Source organism: Pseudomonas sp. CFBP 8772 (assembly GCF_014841665.1).
GTDB lineage: Bacteria > Pseudomonadota > Gammaproteobacteria > Pseudomonadales > Pseudomonadaceae > Aquipseudomonas > Aquipseudomonas graminis_B.
The window spans coordinates 19,108-35,573 of the sequence record NZ_JACYUI010000019.1; the positions used below are offsets into that span (position 1 = coordinate 19,108).

12 protein-coding genes, 1 tRNA gene and 1 pseudogene are annotated in these 16,466 nt (G+C 60.2%); 9 read left to right on the forward strand and 5 right to left on the reverse strand.

Features of this window, described 5'->3' with window-relative positions; translation table 11 throughout:
• Positions 1 to 173: 173 nt before the first annotated feature.
• A complete protein-coding gene (locus tag IFT99_RS24850; protein ID WP_192135842.1) occupies positions 174 to 1,328 on the reverse strand; it encodes an epoxide hydrolase family protein in 1,155 nt (384 codons plus the stop codon).
• Complete coding sequence (locus tag IFT99_RS24855) at positions 1,325 to 2,245, reverse strand: NmrA family NAD(P)-binding protein (protein ID WP_192135844.1); 921 nt, start codon at positions 2,243 to 2,245, stop codon at positions 1,325 to 1,327. The genes IFT99_RS24850 and IFT99_RS24855 overlap by 4 nt, the downstream gene beginning before the upstream one ends.
• A 115-nt stretch (positions 2,246 to 2,360) precedes the next feature.
• Between IFT99_RS24855 and IFT99_RS24860 the strand changes: the two genes are divergently transcribed.
• The 3 genes and pseudogenes from IFT99_RS24860 (at position 2,361) to IFT99_RS27000 (ending at position 5,433) form a co-directional block, all read left to right on the forward strand.
• Positions 2,361 to 2,987, forward strand: coding sequence for a TetR/AcrR family transcriptional regulator (locus IFT99_RS24860; RefSeq protein WP_192135846.1), 627 nt, complete (start codon positions 2,361 to 2,363; stop codon positions 2,985 to 2,987).
• Positions 2,988 to 3,552: 565 nt separating this feature from the next.
• Positions 3,553 to 4,578, forward strand: a pseudogene (locus tag IFT99_RS26995) (methyl-accepting chemotaxis protein); the annotation flags it as partial.
• 141 nt (positions 4,579 to 4,719) lie between these two features.
• Positions 4,720 to 5,433, forward strand: a complete 714-nt coding sequence (locus IFT99_RS27000) for a methyl-accepting chemotaxis protein (RefSeq protein ID WP_410930507.1) — start codon at positions 4,720 to 4,722, stop codon at positions 5,431 to 5,433.
• Positions 5,434 to 5,806: 373 nt separating this feature from the next.
• Here the strand turns inward: IFT99_RS27000 and IFT99_RS24870 are convergent.
• Positions 5,807 to 5,883, reverse strand: a tRNA-Arg gene (locus tag IFT99_RS24870).
• A gap of 365 nt (positions 5,884 to 6,248) precedes the next feature.
• On the opposite strand from IFT99_RS24870, the gene gabD reads away from it, so the two are divergent.
• The 3 genes from gabD to IFT99_RS24885 all read left to right on the forward strand — a co-directional run bounded on the left by gabD (position 6,249) and on the right by IFT99_RS24885 (position 10,554).
• The gene (gene gabD / locus IFT99_RS24875; protein WP_192135857.1) at positions 6,249 to 7,691 is read left to right on the forward strand and encodes an NADP-dependent succinate-semialdehyde dehydrogenase; all 1,443 of its coding nucleotides are present in this window, start codon (positions 6,249 to 6,251) and stop codon (positions 7,689 to 7,691) included.
• A gap of 194 nt (positions 7,692 to 7,885) precedes the next feature.
• Positions 7,886 to 9,166, forward strand: a complete 1,281-nt coding sequence (gabT, locus tag IFT99_RS24880; RefSeq protein WP_192135860.1) for a 4-aminobutyrate--2-oxoglutarate transaminase — start codon at positions 7,886 to 7,888, stop codon at positions 9,164 to 9,166.
• Positions 9,167 to 9,330: 164 nt separating this feature from the next.
• A complete protein-coding gene (locus IFT99_RS24885) occupies positions 9,331 to 10,554 on the forward strand; it encodes an HDOD domain-containing protein (RefSeq protein ID WP_083233181.1) in 1,224 nt (407 codons plus the stop codon).
• A gap of 27 nt (positions 10,555 to 10,581) precedes the next feature.
• On the opposite strand, the gene IFT99_RS24890 is transcribed toward IFT99_RS24885, so the two are convergent.
• Together IFT99_RS24890 and desA are read right to left on the reverse strand one after the other, a co-directional pair.
• Positions 10,582 to 11,559 carry a GGDEF domain-containing protein gene (locus IFT99_RS24890; protein WP_065990974.1) on the reverse strand — a complete coding sequence of 326 codons (978 nt, stop codon included), beginning with the start codon at positions 11,557 to 11,559 and terminating at the stop codon, positions 10,582 to 10,584.
• 139 nt (positions 11,560 to 11,698) lie between these two features.
• Positions 11,699 to 12,883 (reverse strand): delta-9 fatty acid desaturase DesA, encoded by a 1,185-nt coding sequence (gene desA / locus IFT99_RS24895; protein WP_192135862.1) that lies wholly within the window; start codon positions 12,881 to 12,883, stop codon positions 11,699 to 11,701.
• A 177-nt stretch (positions 12,884 to 13,060) separates the two neighbouring features.
• Between desA and dibA the strand changes: the two genes are divergently transcribed.
• The 3 genes from dibA (at position 13,061) to IFT99_RS24910 (ending at position 16,457) form a co-directional block, all read left to right on the forward strand.
• Positions 13,061 to 14,983 carry a phosphodiesterase DibA gene (gene dibA, locus IFT99_RS24900; RefSeq protein WP_065990976.1) on the forward strand — a complete coding sequence of 641 codons (1,923 nt, stop codon included), beginning with the start codon at positions 13,061 to 13,063 and terminating at the stop codon, positions 14,981 to 14,983.
• Between the two features lie 199 nt (positions 14,984 to 15,182).
• Positions 15,183 to 15,365, forward strand: coding sequence for a sulfur starvation response protein OscA (gene oscA, locus IFT99_RS24905; RefSeq protein WP_065990977.1), 183 nt, complete (start codon positions 15,183 to 15,185; stop codon positions 15,363 to 15,365).
• A gap of 81 nt (positions 15,366 to 15,446) precedes the next feature.
• Complete coding sequence (locus IFT99_RS24910) at positions 15,447 to 16,457, forward strand: sulfate ABC transporter substrate-binding protein (protein ID WP_065990978.1); 1,011 nt, start codon at positions 15,447 to 15,449, stop codon at positions 16,455 to 16,457.
• The last annotated feature ends 9 nt before the right edge of the window (positions 16,458 to 16,466 follow it).

The following is a 16,466-nucleotide window of genomic DNA, read 5'->3' on the forward strand; positions in this document are numbered from 1 at the left end:
TCGAATGCGCTGACCAGATCAGGCCAATGTCGGGCGAAGCCTGAATCTCTGACTCATGCTGCAGCGGCCGGCATTGCTTGCGCGCAACGCCATGGCGAAGGCTCGTCTATTACACACGTTGCATCCAGATGCCGGCAGTCCGCGACCGCCGCTCAATCCCAAAAGCGAAGCTCTCAACGCAGCAGACGGAAGGTCTCACGCACATGCGCGGTGAGCGTCGCCGGGTTTTCCATCGCAGCAAAGTGGCCGCCGTGCTCGGCCTCAGCGAAGAACCGCAAGTCGTCGAATCGCGCCTGGGCCCAGCGCCGTGACAGGCGAAGCAACTCGCCCGGGAACATGCTCACGCCCGCCGGGATGGGTAGGGCGCGTGGAGGGCCTTGCTGTTGCATTTCGCGCATCCCTTCCCAGTAGAAACGGACCGAGCTGGGTCCCGCATCAGGCAGCCAGTACAGCATGATGTCGTCGATCAGCGCGTCGAGCTCGATGACCCGCTCGGGCTCTCCGCCGCTGTCGGAAGCGTCCTGAAACAGCGCGTAAACCCACGCCGCCAAGCCAACGGGCGAATCCGACAGGGCGAAGCCTATCGACTGCGGCCGGGTGCTTTGCACCTTCATGTAACCGGACAGCTCCCGCTCATAGCGTTGCGCATCGGCCAACATGCGCTGCTCTTCAGGAGTGGCCTGCGCGATCTCCTCTTCAGTGGGTTGGTACATGACCATGTTCAGGTGAATGCCAATCAGACCAGGCGGACGCATGTGCCCAAGTGCGCTGGTCACGGCCGCCCCCCAATCCCCACCCTGGGCCGCCCAGCGCTGGCCATATCCCAAGCGGTCCATCAATTGCGCCCAGGCCGCAGCGGTTTTACCCACGCCCCAACCCGGCGAACGTGGCTTATCACTGAAACCAAAACCCGGAAGCGCCGGGATCACCAGATGAAACGCGTCGCTGGCCTCGCCGCCATGGGCGGTCGGGTCGGTGAGAGGCCCAATCATCGCCCTGAACTCCAGAATGGAGCCTGGCCAGCCGTGGGTCATCAGCAAGGGCAGGGCGTCAGGGTGAGGCGAGCGTATGTGCAGAAAGTGAATGCCAAGGCCGTCGATCTCGGTCCGGCTGCTGTTCCACTGGTTGAGTTGGGTTTCGGTGGCGCGCCAGTCATAGCCGTTGCGCCAGCGCTCGACCAGCGCGCGAATACGCTCAAGCCTGGGCCCCTGGCTGTTGTCGGAGACGGTTTCTGGGTCAGGCCAGCGGGTTTGCGCCAGGCGCTGGGCCAGATCGTCGAGTTGTGTCTGGGGGATATGAAGGGGAAAGGACTCGACAGGGTGGGTCATGGGTTGGTCCCTTGCACATGGGTACGGGCCAACGTGTCACGGACGGATGCCCATTCACGTTGGCCATAGCGATCGTTGTCCAGATTGAGCAGCTTGCCGCGCCCACTCATCATGTCTCGCAGGTATTGCATGCCTTGCCAGGCGGGGAATGGCTTTTCACTGGCAGGCGTAAGCGCGCGCACCACGGAGATAAGGGCGGACAGCGTGCCGATATTCCCGGGGCGCAGGGTGCGGTAGTGCTGCCCGGTCAGCTCGGTCAGGATGTTGGCAATCTGCGCAGGCGACACACTGTTGCCGGCAATGCGCAGGAAACGCGGCGTGTTGTGATCAAGCGCGGCATCGGCGGTAAAGGCGGCTACGTCGTCCTTGGCAGTGAAGTCCAGTAGCTGTTGCGCATCGCCGAAATGCAGCACTCGGCGGCCGGGAAGCACGATAGGCGCGTCGCCTTCGAGCAGCTCCAGAAACCCACCGTTGAGGATTGAGGTAACGGCGATGTTGGCTGTATCGAGCTGGGTGGCGAAGCGTCGGCGAAGGTCCAGGTTGCGGTTGTCGCCAGGGCGGGTATGGGTGTAGTCGAGCGAATAATCCGAGGGAATGAACCTGGGTACCCCAGCAGCGACAGCGGCCTCCACCAGCCTGCCTTGCTGCTTGATGATCACCTCCTCCAGGCCGTTGAGCGTGGACACGACGCAACCCGCGCCGGCAATGGCACCGCGCAGGCCCTGAGCGTCGTCCAGAGAAACGGGCGTGACGGTGACGCCGCTGCTGGGTAGACCAGTCAACCGGGCTTGTTCAGTGCCTGGCCGAACCAGTGCGATGACATGGGCGCCGCGCTCAACCAGCGCCCGGACCAGGCGTTGGCCCAAGTCTCCTGATGCGCCAGCAACCACAATCGGTAAAGCAGTAGTGTGATCCACAAAGAGCCTTCCTGGTCGGTGTGAAGGGGGTGAAGAGCGCCGGCTGCCTGCGCCGATTTAACTGAACGTTACCGTTTAGTTGACGCGCAAACAAGAGGTCGGTAAGTTGCCGGCCATGACGTTGATCACGACCAAATCCAAAGGCGGCAGGCCCAGGCAAAGCCAGGCGGGCGAGGCCGAGCGTCGATTGCTGGATGCTGCGCTGCAGCGCTTTCTGGCCAAAGGCGTCGAGGGCACTTCATGCGAAGACATCGCCCGGGCGGCAGGCGCCAGCAAAGCCACTCTCTATGCGCGCTATGCCAATAAAGAGGCGTTGTTCGAAGCCGTGGTGCGGCGCCACGTAGCGACTTTGCTGGTGCCTGCCGAGGCGATTCCCGCGCTCCCGCTCCAAGGCCGCCTGAGGCATGTGGGTCATGGCATCCTCGAGCATGCGCTGCAACCCGATACCCTGGCCATGATGCGCCTGGTGATAGCCACTTCCAGTCGGGCCCCGCTGCTGGCGGCCGAAGTGAATCGAATCGGGTGGGAAGGTGGATTCACCAGAGTGCGTTCCGCCATCATGGCGGGCCCGGACCAACCCTCGGATCCTGATGCGCTGGCCCTTCAATTCATCGACTTGGTGTTCGCGCCCCATCAGCTCAGAGCGCTGCTGGGTGGAGACCGGGAGCAGCTGGTTCAAGCCATTCCCGAACGAGTGGAGTGGGGGCTGAAGTTGGTTCAAGCCGTCGGTCTGCTGGAATGAGTGTTTGGTTTCTATCGGTTCACCAAACAATGGTTCTGAACGGTAAAGAATTTTAAGTGACGGTCAATTAGCGGTAATCAGCGCAAGCACTGAATCTTTCACTATGACGGCACCCAATATCGAAGTGCAAAGTTGCCAGCGGGGTGGCATTATCCGCGCTGAATAAAAAGAACAACTGTCTTTAGTAGTGGGCTGAAACTGTTCCCATCCATCGATAGCGCTATGGCCAACTATTCAGCCTTGAATGGCCTAATCCTTGGGGGGCGGGGTCGTAGTAAGCAGCAGCCGTGACCTCTAAACCGCAATTGATCTCCAGCCTCTGACTCAGGCGACCTTCCATCGGACAACGAAAAAACAAGCAAAATAATTTGAACTTTTCGTCCGGAATAGATACCGCGAAGCAAGTAACCTATTGCGCCGATAGTGTATGAAAGGACGATTTTTTCCTAAAGTTTTTTTGCGGCAGGCCGAAGTTTAAGGCTGTAGGAATGGCATGGAGTGGCCCTCTCCTATGTGAATACCTAAAACTTCAGAGGGCGCCATGCTAAAGAACATATTAATCAACATGACCGTCAGGTCGAAGCTCGTACTCGGCTTCACCCTGGTGATCATATTCACTGTCCTTATCGCCCTCACGGGGTGGACAGGCATCTCCTCACTCAGCGAGCGAAGTGAGCGCGTGTCTGACATCGCGAAACTCACAACGCTGACGCGGGACATGCGCATCGCCCGGCTGGTCTACGGCCAGAATTCTGACGACGCCAACGCTGCCACCTGGCTAAAAGCCTATGACAACCTCGACAGTCATTTGGCGTATTTGCGCGAAATACTCGACTCCGAGCTCAATATTCCCCATGTAAAAACCGCGACCGCCGCGATGACGGTCTACAAGGGCTTTTACAACGACATCATCAATGCGACCCATACGCGCGAAGCGAGCCGAGCCGTGTCTGGCAGCGCCGCCGATGAGGCATTGGAGGTGCTGCTACGCTTGGACACGCTCTCCAATTCGCCCGAGGGCACGGCCGCACAGCGAGATGCCATCGGACAAGCGCTGACGCTTTTTCAGAAAATGCGCTTTGATGTGCGTGGGTACACCTTCACGCTAAAGCCTGACGCGCAGCAGCTGGCGAACGCTTCAATCGCTGCGGCCGTAAGCAACGCCCAATCCCTGCAAGCCGCTGGATTTCAACCCGATGCCATCAAAGGCTTTCAGGCTTCACTGAATAAATACCAGGCTGCCATTGCCCAGTTTTCGGAAGCACAGGCCGCCATTAACCAGGGCCAGGCAGGTATTACCAAAAACATCGAAGTCCTGCTGGCTTCCGCCGATCAGTTGGCGCAGAACCAGGTTTCGCTGCGTATTGAGGATGTGGGCCAAGCCAATAAGATGTTGATCATATGGCTCAGCATTGCGCTCATCATCAGCGCACTGGCTGCATGGGTCATCACCCGCCTCATCGTGGGTCCGCTTCGCGAAGCACTGCAGTTGGCTGATCGAGTCGCCAACGGCGATCTGACCTACAGCGAAGTAACGCAAAGGCGAGACGAGCTGGGCCTGCTGCAAGCCAGCATGCACAGAATGACCACCAACCTGCGACAGTTGATTGGTGGCCTGCGTGATAGCGTCACTCAGATTGCGAGCGCTGCCGAACAGTTGTCCGCAGTCACCGAGCAGACCAGCGCAGGGGTCAATAGTCAGCGAACCGAAACCGACCAAGTCGCAACAGCCATGAATCAAATGGCCGCCACGGTTCAGGAAGTGGCAAGGAACGCAGAGCAGGCGTCGGATGCGGCGGTCAGCGCCTCCAAAGAAGCCCGCGATGGTGATGCAGTTGTCGCCAAGGCAGTGCTCCAGATCGAAAAACTCGCCACAGAAGTCGGCTATTCGAAAACCGCGATGGATGAGCTCAAGCAAGAGAGCAACAAAATCGGCGGCGTGCTCGACGTGATCAAGGCTGTTGCCGAGCAAACCAACTTGCTGGCACTCAATGCCGCCATCGAAGCCGCGCGTGCTGGCGAAGCCGGCCGAGGTTTTGCGGTGGTTGCGGATGAGGTGAGAAGCCTGGCGCAGCGCACACAAGCGTCGACCGAAGAAATTGCGACATTGATTGGTGGTCTGCACAGCCGAACCGCACAGGTTGCGACCACGCTGGAAAACAGCCGCCTTCTGACTGACAACAGCGTGGAATTGGCGCGGGATGCGGGCGCTTCGATTGGAAACATCAGTCGCTCCATTTCAACCATCGAGTCGATGAACCAGCAAATCGCCGCCTCTGCCGAAGAGCAAAGTGCCGTGGCTGAAGAGATTAATCGCAGTGTTCTCAGTGTGAGGGACATCTCCGAACAGACTGCCTCCGCGAGTGAACAGACAGCAGCTTCGAGCGTTGAGCTGGCGCGTTTGGGTGTGCATCTGCAGGGGTTGGTGAGTAAGTTTGTCGTCTAAGCTCGGGGAACATAGCTAGCCAATTATTTGCCCTTCAAACGCTTACTCACGTCTTGGAGCATCGGGGTGTCATTGCGCAGACAGCTCGATGTTCTACTTCGAGGACGTGCCTTGCAGTCGTCGGTCAATGAGTTGATGAAAGGGAGTGCGGCCAGGCCCGACCAACAGACAAAGATGCCTCAATTGATTTTGATCGCGGGTGACAGGGCTTGGGCGTCAGACTTGATTTTGAGGGGTTTCTGCTGGGCTGGTTAGCTTTTGAAGGGTGCGCTTTGCGCACCGTCGTTTGCGCCATCGCCGCAAAAACGACTCTCAGGCCCTGAGCAGGTATCTGGCAGTAACGCTGACCCCCTGCGACGCAAGGGAAAGAAGATGGTGCACCTGACGGGATTCGAACCCATGACCCCTGCCTTCGGAGGGCAGTACTCTATCCAGCTGAGCTACAGGTGCAACGCGGGCGCCATAATACTCATCTGGCTTGCACGCGTCCATGCCGATGACCCGCCGTTAACAATTTAGTGAGACCAGGCCAACCCGAAAAGCCACCCCCGCATGACAACCACATACGCACCCTCCCAGCTACGCTGATCCAAATCCATCCCCACCCCAGCCCCACCCGTTCTTTTTTTCGAACGCACTATTGTCCTTTACCCCTGTTGTCCCTAGGATTCGTTTGAGATTTCAAACGCCCCGCCCGGCCTTTCTTCTATTCTCCAATCAGGGTCGGCGACAGTGTTATCCGGCGGCGGCCTCGGTCGAGGCGCCCGCACACAACCATTCGCTCCGCCGCGCGCGGTGCTGTTCAGGAGGCCGCAATGCAGCTCAAAGACTCGAAGTTGTTCCGCCAGCAGGCGTACATCAATGGCGCCTGGGCTGATGCCGACAGTGGCCAGACCATCAAGGTCAACAACCCGTCGACCAACGAGATTCTCGGCACCGTGCCGAAGATGGGCGCTGCCGAAACCCGCCGCGCCATCGAGGCCGCTGACAAGGCGCTGCCGGCCTGGCGTGCCATGACCGCCAAAGAGCGTGGCGCCAAGCTGCGTCGCTGGTTCGAGCTGATGATTGAAAACCAGGACGACCTCGGTCGCCTGATGACCCTGGAGCAGGGCAAGCCGCTGGCTGAGGCCAAAGGCGAAATCACTTACGCTGCTTCCTTTATCGAGTGGTTTTCCGAAGAAGCCAAGCGCGTCTACGGCGACGTGATTCCGGGCCATCAGCCGGACAAGCGCCTGATCGTCCTCAAGCAGCCGATCGGCGTTACTGCAGCGATCACGCCGTGGAACTTCCCGGCCGCGATGATCACCCGCAAGGCCGGCCCGGCGCTGGCGGCAGGCTGCACCATGGTGCTCAAGCCCGCTTCGCAAACCCCTTACTCCGCACTGGCACTGGCTGAACTGGCCGAGCGCGCGGGCATCCCGGCGGGCGTGTTCAGTGTGGTGACTGGCAGCGCCGGCGATATTGGCAGCGAGCTGACCAGCAACCCGATCGTGCGCAAGCTGTCGTTCACCGGCTCGACCGAGATCGGTCGCCAGCTGATGGCTGAATGCGCCCACGACATCAAGAAGGTGTCGCTGGAACTGGGCGGCAACGCGCCGTTCATCGTGTTCGACGACGCTGACCTGGATAAGGCCGTTGAAGGCGCGATCATTTCCAAGTACCGCAACAACGGTCAGACCTGCGTGTGCGCCAACCGTATCTACGTGCAGGACGCGGTCTACGACGCTTTCGCCGAGAAGCTGCAGGTTGCCGTTGCCAAGCTGAAAGTGGGTGATGGCCTGGCCGACGGTACCACCACCGGTCCTCTGATCGATGAAAAAGCCGTGGCCAAGGTCAAGGAGCACATCGCTGATGCCTTGAGCAAAGGCGCGAAAGTGCTGAGCGGCGGCAACAGCCTGGAAGGCAACTTCTTCGAGCCGACTATCCTGGTCAACGTGCCGAAAAACGCAGCCGTGGCCAAGGAAGAAACCTTCGGTCCGCTGGCCCCGCTGTTCCGCTTCAAAGACGAAGCCGAAGTGATCGCCATGGCCAACGACACCGAGTTCGGGCTGGCGTCGTATTTCTATGCGCAGAACCTGAGCCGCGTGTTCCGTGTGGCTGAAGCCCTGGAGTACGGCATGGTGGGCATCAACACCGGCCTGATCTCCAACGAAGTTGCGCCATTCGGCGGCATCAAGGCGTCCGGTCTTGGTCGCGAAGGCTCCAAGTACGGCATCGAAGATTATCTGGAAATCAAATACCTCTGCCTCAGCATCTGAACCCGCTGAGTGGCAGCGTGAAGTAACTGTTCGACAACCTGCGGGACGCGAGAGCGCCGTTTCGCAGGTTTCAGTGGCACCAACCTATGGGTGGCCGGGAGGCCGCGACAGTCGATCATCGTATGCTGTCGCTGTTGACCCCCGCTGCTTGATCCTTGAACCGCGCCGCCCGATGAGCGGCGAATGAGGAAATGATGAGCAAAACTAACGCATCCCTGATGAAACGCCGCGAAGCAGCTGTCCCCCGCGGCGTTGGTCAAATTCACCCGATCTTCGCTGAATCCGCGAAGAACGCCACCGTCACCGACGTTGAAGGCAATGAGTTCATCGACTTCGCCGGCGGCATCGCAGTACTGAACACCGGTCACCTGCACCCGAAGATCGTTGCCGCCGTGCAAGAGCAACTGACCAAGCTGACCCACACCTGCTTCCAGGTGCTGGCTTACGAGCCTTACGTCGAGCTGTGCGAGAAGGTCAACGCCAAGGTGCCGGGCGACTTCGCCAAGAAAACCTTGTTGGTGACCACAGGTTCCGAAGCGGTTGAAAACGCCGTCAAGATCGCCCGCGCCGCGACAGGCCGTGCGGGCGTCATCGCCTTCACCGGCGCGTACCACGGCCGCACCATGATGACCCTGGGTCTGACCGGTAAAGTCGTGCCGTACTCGGCCGGCATGGGCCTGATGCCGGGCGGTATCTTCCGCGCCATCTACCCGAACGAGCTGCACGGTGTCAGCGTTGACGATTCCATCGCCAGCATCGAGCGCATCTTCAAGAATGACGCCGAGCCGAAAGACATCGCCGCGATCATCATCGAGCCGGTGCAGGGCGAGGGGGGGTTCTACGTGGCGCCGAAGGCGTTCATGGCGCGTCTGCGTGAACTGTGCGACAAGCACGGCATTCTGCTGATCGCTGACGAAGTGCAGACCGGCGCTGGCCGTACCGGCACTTTCTTCGCCATGGAGCAGATGGGCGTAAGCGCCGACCTGACCACCTTCGCCAAATCCATCGCCGGTGGTTTCCCGCTGGCCGGCGTGTGCGGCAAGGCCGAATACATGGACGCCATCGCGCCAGGCGGTCTGGGCGGCACGTACGCCGGTAGCCCGATCGCGTGCGCTGCGGCGTTGGCGGTCATGGAAGTGTTCGAAGAAGAGCATTTGCTTGATCGTTGCAAGGCCGTTGGCGAGCGTCTGGTCACTGGCCTGCGTGCCATCCAGGCCAAGTATCCGGTCATCGGTGAAGTCCGCGCGCTGGGCGCCATGATCGCCGTCGAGTGCTTCGAGAACGGCGACACCCACAAGCCGAACGCTGCTGCCGTCGCACAAGTGATCGCCAAAGCCCGTGACAAGGGCCTGATCCTGCTGTCCTGCGGCACCTATGGCAACGTCCTGCGCGTGCTGGTCCCGCTGACCTCGCCGGACGAGCAGTTGGACAAAGGCCTGAAGATCATCGAAGAATGCTTCGCTGAAATTGCCTGAATCCACGTCGGTGAGCCGCAGCCACGTTTGATAAAAACCTGACCGCTTCACCAGAAAAAACCTGCTTCGGCAGGTTTTTTCGTTTTTGGACGCTGGAAATTCCGTCTCAGTCTGTCTCCCTGCGCAGTCTTTGACTATGGTGAAGAGACTGATGCCGGAGAGTCATGATGACCGTAGTAGAGGCGCTAGCCGTTCCCCGCGTGTTGATCGCTGAATCGGACCCCTGGGCCCGGGAGATGCTCAACGAATTGGTCCTCGACGTGCGTTGCGACGCGCAGTTGGACATCTGTTCGAACGGCCGGGAAGCCATTGAGCGGATGAGCGGGTATATCCCCGACCTGGTGATCGCTTCCCGCGAGTTGCCGGGCGTCGATGGCCTGAGCCTGCTGCGCGGGCTGCGGCAGTTGCGTCGTCAGCCGCCGGTTCGTTTCATTCTGCTGAGCAGTCGCAGCGACAGCGTCAGTGTCCGCGAGGCCGTGCAACTGGCGCCCACCGCCTACCTCACCAAACCCCTGAACATGGAAGGCCTGCGCCAACGGCTGGAAACGCTGCTGTTGCAGGACGGCGCGCAGGTTGCCTGTGCGGTGCCCGCGTTGGCGCCGGGTGTCGGGCTGGATGCGTTTCTGGAGAAGCGCCGTGAAGTGGCCGACGGCGGGCCGCTGTTCGTTGAGGTGAGGGCGGCGGTGGCGAGCAGTCGCGGGGCGTCGGGTGTGGATCTGACGTTGCTGGAACAGGCGCTGACCCTCGACCCCCATGTCACCGCGATGTTGATTGCCGCCGCTAACAGCGCTTCCCACCATCAGGGCAAACCGGTGCAGACCCTGGGGCAGGCGCTCGCCGTGCTGGGCGCCACCCAGAGCGTCAATCTGGTGCAAGGTCTGGCCCTCAAGCGCGGCGCGGTGCTGACGGATGCAACGTTGTTGCTGCACGCCACCGAAATCTGGGAGGTCTCGCAACGCACCGCCGACTGTGCGCGGACGCTGGCGCGCAAGCTGGATCTCGATCACGAGCGCTGTTACTGCGCCGGTTTGCTCAGGGGCCTGGGCGAACTGACGGTGTTGCGCTGTTTGCAGGATTGGCTGATCGCCGGCGGCTCGCTGGATGAGGCCACGATTCGCCGCGCGTTGGCGCAGTATTCGGCCTCGTTTGGCTCCGCATTACGGACGCGCTGGCGGCTCCCGCTGGAGCTGCGTGAGTTGATTGCGGCGGTGTATCAGTACAACACCGGGGTTTTTACCCGCGAAATCCTGGCGATGAATGTGGCGGGGCAAATGGGCCTGCTTGGGCTCGAAGACCCGCTCGAGGCGCTGGCGAAAAGCAAATCGGCGAGGCTGTTGAAGGTCAGCAGGTCAGATCTGGAAGGGGTGCGCAGCAAGACGGTGGCTTGACCGGGAGGTTGATTCAGAAAAGCAGGGTTACACCAGCACGATCTGATTTTTGCCCTGGCGCTTGGCCTGGTACATCGCAGCGTCCGAGCGTGCATAGAGCGCTTCGAGGCTCTGGTCTTGATCGCCGAGGTTGGTCAGCCCCTGGCTGGCGGTGATGCCGAAGGTTTTGTCATTGCACTGAAAGCTCAGGCGCTGGATCTCACGCTGCAGCCGCTCGGCAATCTGCTGGGCCATTTCCGGCGCACAGCCCGGGAACACGGCGGCGAACTCTTCCCCGCCAATTCGACCGAACAGATCACCCCGACGCAGCGTCTTGCGCCCGCATTCGGCGATGCGTTGCAGCACCAGATCGCCTTCCTGGTGGCCGTAGGTGTCGTTGACCAGCTTGAAATCATCCACGTCCAGCAACAGGAACGCCATTGGCGTGCCCTGCAGACGCGCCTGCTCGAATTCCCGTTGAGCGCACTCGAAGAAGTGCCGGCGGTTGCTGCTCTGGGTAAGCACGTCAGTGGTGGCCAGACGCTGCAGCTCGTCTTCGAGGTGCTTCTTCTCGGTGATGTCTTCGGCGATGCCGACCACGATCAGCCGCTGGCTGTGCTCGGCCTGATGACTGACAAAGCATTTGTCACTGAGCCAGCGGACCTGGCCGTCGGCGCGGATGATGCGGTACTCGCGGTCTTCGATGGAGCCTTTTTCGAGCACTTCGCTCAGGCTGCGCTCGGCGTAGTCGAGATCGTCGGGGTAAATGCTGTCGCGCCACTCGCTGTAGTCCGCCAGCAACAAACCGGCGGATCGGCCGAAAATGCGCTCGTAGGCAGGGCTGACATAGATCATGCGTTGCGTCTGCCAGTCGAACGCCCACAACACGGCGTTGACGCTGACCAGCAGAGAGCTGAACAGCTGCTCGCGCTCGCTGAGGCGCGCCACTTCCGCCTGGGCATGCATCAGCGCCAGAAGGGTTTCTGCTGCGGCGGGGGTCTCAACGTGGGGAGTCTGGTTGTCCATGAGCACTGCATCTCAGAATAAGGTGCGGCGCATGCCACAACATGTCACACAGCATAGTGCGAAGGTGTTAATGAGATAGGACTAATGGCACTAAGTTCCGATCGGTGCCACTCGGACGAATGGTCACCGATCAACGGCATCAAGCGTGTTGAGGCCGCAGCGAGTAGGTTTTCAGCTGATCGGCGAACTCACGCAACGACTGAATACCGCTGGCTTCCGCCTCGTGCACCCAGTCCTTGATGGCCGCCAGCATGTCGTGACCATTGCTGCTGGTCTTCGCCCAGATCTGCTGCAGCGCCAGGCGTTTTTCGTAAATCACTTTCAGAGCGTGGCTGTGCTCCAGCATGGTCTGGATGCGCGCTTGATGCTTGTCTTCAAGCAGGCTCGGCTCCCGGGAAAGCAGGCGTTTGGCGCGGCGGAACTGGTGACGTACGGAGGCGTCGGCTTTCGCCAGTTCCTGCGCCACCAAAGGCTTGATCACCAGCTTGCGGTACTGAGCCATGATCTGGAAACGGTTGTTGAGGATGGCCATTGCCGTGTCCATGTCCAGATGGCCCTTGCCTTCAACGCGGTGCGCGATCGGCGCGACCCGCTGCACCTTCGCCAGGCGCAACCAGCTGAACACCTTGATCCACGCCCAGCCCATGTCGAACTCCCAGCGCTTGACCGACAGCTTGGCCGAATTGGGGTAGGTGTGGTGGTTGTTATGCAGCTCTTCGCCGCCGATCAAAATGCCCCAGGGCACCAGGTTGGTGGCGGCGTCGCGGCATTCGAAGTTGCGATAGCCGACCGCATGGCCGAGGCCATTGACCACGCCCGCCGCCCACACCGGAATCCACATCATCTGAATCGCCCAGACCGTGATGCCGATGACGCCGAACAGCGCCAGATCGATCACGCCCATGATGGCGATGCCCAGCAGGGGATAGCGCGAATACAGGTTGCGCTCGATCCAGTCCTCGGGGCAGTTTTTGCCGTAGATGCGCAGCGTTTCCGGGTTCTCCGCTTCGGCGCGGTACAGCTCGGCCCCTTTGCGCAATACGGTCGACAGACCCTTGATGACCGGGCTGTGCGGGTCATCGACGGTTTCGCATTTGGCATGGTGCTTGCGGTGGATAGCCGTCCACTCGCGGGTGTTCTGCGCCGTGGTGAGCCACAGCCAGAAACGGAAAAAGTGCTTGAGCCCTGCGTTGAGTTCCAGGGAGCGATGCGCTGAATAGCGATGGAGATAGACCGTGACGCCGACGATGGTGACGTGTGTCATCGCCAGGGTGACTGCGACCAATTGCCAGACGGAAAGGTCGAGCAGACCGTTGTTCCACATAGGCTGAGTTGCCCTCGGTTGTAACGCGTGCAATATACGGATCCGCCTGAGCAGACCCTGAGACAGAAGCGCGCATTATCACTTAGCTCACAGATAAAACCACCCGCTCTTTGAGATAAGCGTCGCAAGATGTTTCTTGTTCTATAATTTCGGTCTTTCGCAAGGTTGTTTCTATCTATGTCGAGCACTACCCGGGATGCGCTACGCACCGCAACGTTGTACGGGGTTGTATCGATTGGGTGGTCGGCGGTCATGGACCATGTGCTGCCGCGGCTGATCGACGACCCGACCCAACTGGGCCGGGCGCAGCAGGCCGGCGGTTATATCTGGCTGGCCCTCAGTGCGGTGCTGATCTATCTCGCCCGCTCGCGGTTGCTCCGATTCATGGGCGTCACCGAACTAGCGCGCCGGGATGAGGACATGCAGCGTCTGCGACTGGCAGCGGCGGTGTTCGACACCACGCTGGAAGGCGTGTTGGTCACCGATGCCACGGGTGTGATCGTGCACGTGAACCGCGCCTTCAGCGAGATCACCGGGTATCAGCAGGATGAAGTGCTGGGTCTGCGGCCGAGCAAATTTAAATCAGGGCGCCATGGCCCTGAGTTCTACGAACGCATGTTCAAGACCATTCACAGCGCAGGGCAGTGGAGTGGCGAAATCTGGAACCGGCGCAAAAGCGGCGAAATCTACCCGCAGTGGCAAAGCATCCGTCCGATCCGGGACGAGCATGGTGCAATTACTCAGTTCGTCGCGGTGTTTTCCGACATTTCCTCGATCAAGCATTCCGAGCGCGAGCTGGCGCATCTGGCCCATTACGATCCGCTGACCGGTCTGCCCAATCGCCTGCTGTTCACCGACCGTGCCGAGCAGGCGCATACCCACGCCCGCCGCAATAAGCGCACCTTGGCACTTCTGCTCGTCGATCTCGATCACTTCAAGCACATCAATGAAAGCCTCGGCCACAACGCCGGGGACGAGGTGCTGAAAGCTGCCGCCGAGCGCCTCGAAACCCATCTGGAGAAGGGCGTCACGCTGGCGCGGCTGGGCGGCGACGAATTCGCGATTCTGCTCGAAAACGCCCAGCAGGTCGTTCAGTCCGCCGAACTGGCGCAGAGCATTCTGGAAGGGCTGCGGGAGCCTTTTCTGGTCAGCGGGCAATCGCTGTTTCTGACCGCCAGCGTCGGCATCAGCATCTTCCCCCACGATGCGCTGACCGCCGAGCAGTTGCTGCGTAACGCCGATGCCGCGCTGTCACAGGCCAAGCATCAGGGCCGTGAAAGCTACGCGATGTACACCGCCGAACTGACCGCCCACGCCCAGCGTCGTGTCGAGTTGGCGGCGGAGCTGCGACAGGCTGTCGAGGAAAACGAGCTGCGGGTGTTTTACCAGCCGATTCACAACCTTCACAGCCGCGCCATCGAAGGTGTCGAAGCGCTGGTGCGCTGGGAGCACCCGGCACGGGGCATGGTCTCGCCGGGTGAATTCATCCCCATCGCCGAGCAAAGCGGGCTGATTGCCGACATCGATAACTGGGTGCTGACCGAAGCCTGTCGGCAGATGAACCAGTGGCTGGCGGAGGGCGTGAATGTCTCGTTCGTCGCGGTGAACGTGTCCAGCCGTTTGTTCGGCCGTGGTGATCTTGATCGGCGGGTGGCCAAAGTGCTGAACGAAACCGGACTGGCGCCGCAGTTTCTCGAGCTGGAGGTCACCGAAAGCGCGATCATGGACGACCCCGATCAAGCCATCGAGCAGATGCACCGGCTACGGGATCTGGGCCTGAAACTGTCCATCGACGATTTCGGCACGGGCTATTCGTCACTGCTGCGGCTCAAGCGCATGCCGGTGCAGAAACTGAAAATCGATCAGGGCTTTGTCGCCGGTTTGCCGGATGACGATGACGACATCGCGATCGTCAACGCCATCATCGCCCTGGCACGGGCGATGGGTATGCGCGTGTTGGCAGAAGGCATCGAGCAGGCCAGTCAGGCCGGTTTCCTGCTGAAGCACAACTGCGAACTGGGCCAGGGCTACTGGTTCGCGCGGCCCATGCCGGCGGAACAGATCGACTGGCACCATGCGCCGGTTTTTGTCTCTGCTTAAGACGGCAGCATGGCCACCGCTTACAGGTCCCATCGCCGCTTTTGAAGCGGCTGGCTGACCACACCCCCGTAAATGCCTTTTGGTTATATCTGCATTCTTAAATAGTCTTTTTAAGAATATCTCTGCGTCTCTAATATCGCGCTCACGCCACAAGCAGCGGTCGCCCCACGCTGCGGCAAATCTTTCAAGGAGCACGAACATGAGCGCATCTCTACGTAGCGTTGACGGCCAGGACGAAGCAAGCATTTTGCGTGAAATTCAAAGCGCGCTGCGCGACCTGCGTTTTGGCGCGGTTGAAATCACGGTGCACAACGCGCAGGTGGTGCAGATCGAGCGCAAAGAGAAATTCCGTCTGCAGAACCCGAGCAACAAGCAGGGCTGAGCCACGCTCCCGCATAACGAACACTGCACGACCTGCAACTCGAAAAGCCAACAAAAGAAAATTCGTCCAGGAGCTTGATTCATGTCCATTCGTCGTTATGCGCTGGCCGCGCTCGCCAGTGCGGTGTTTGCCGGTTCTGCTGTCGCCAAGGATTTCACCCTGCTGAACGTGTCGTATGACCCTACGCGCGAGCTGTATCAGGACTACAACGCCGAATTCATCAGCTACTGGAAAAAATCCCACCCGGGCGACACCGTGAAGATCAACCAGTCCCATGGTGGCTCGGGCAAGCAGGGCCGCTCGGTGATCGACGGCTCGCCTGCCGACGTGGTGACCCTGGCGCTCGCCGGCGACATCGACGAAATCGCCAAGCTGGGCAAGACCCTCCCTGCGGATTGGCAGACCAAACTGCCGGATGCCAGCACCCCGTACACCTCGACCATTGTGTTCCTGGTGCGCAAGGGCAACCCGAAAGGCATCCATGACTGGGCCGACCTGATCAAGGACGGCGTGTCGGTCATCACGCCAAACCCGAAAACCTCGGGCGGCGCTCGCTGGAATTTCCTGGCGGCTTACGGCTACGGTCTCAAATCCAATGGCGGCGATGAAGCCAAGGCCAAGGAATACATCGGCAAGCTGTTCAAGCATGTGCCTGTGCTGGACACCGGTGCGCGCGGTTCGACCATCACTTTCGTCAACAACGGTCAGGGTGATGTGTTGCTGGCGTGGGAAAACGAAGCGTTCCTGGCGCTGAAAGAAGGCGGCGGCGCCGACAAGTTCGACATTGTCGTACCTTCGCTGTCGATTCTGGCCGAGCCTCCCGTGGCCGTTGTCGAGAAGAACGCCGAGAAGCACGGCACCACCGAAATCGCCACCGAATACCTCAAGCACCTGTACAGCAAGGAAGGCCAGGAAATCGCGGCGAAAAACTTCTATCGTCCCCGTGACGCTGAAGTGGCCGCCAAGTACGAGAAGCAGTTTCCTAAACTGAATCTGCTGACCATCGACAAAGATTTCGGCGGCTGGAAATCGGCTCAGCCCAAGTTCTTCGATGACGGCGGTGTGTTCGATCAGATCTACATTCCGCAGTAACCGCAGCGC